Source organism: Aliamphritea spongicola, assembly GCF_017051665.1.
GTDB lineage: Bacteria > Pseudomonadota > Gammaproteobacteria > Pseudomonadales > Balneatricaceae > Amphritea > Amphritea spongicola.
On sequence record NZ_JAFIDL010000164.1, the window covers coordinates 1 to 213 of the forward strand.

General features: G+C 62.4%; 1 protein-coding gene. It reads right to left on the reverse strand.

What is annotated here, in order from left to right:
- Positions 1-213 (reverse strand): hypothetical protein (locus JYB63_RS23190; protein ID WP_205660262.1); only part of this gene is annotated, 213 nt, incomplete at both ends.

The window sequence follows — 213 nt, forward strand, 5'->3', positions numbered from 1 at the left end:
CGGCCACTTCAGTGATGTCCGTACCGGAGGCCGTGGTGTAGCTGTACGTCAGCGCCACGGTGACCGATTTACCCGCCGGCACCGCTTCGCTCAGGCTGACGGTGTAGTCGGTGGTGGTTTCACCTTCAACCACATCGCTCGGGCCAGTCAGGGAGACGATGACGGTGTCTTCTGTACCCGGTGGGTTGTCACTGCCGGTCTGGTCCGTGATGG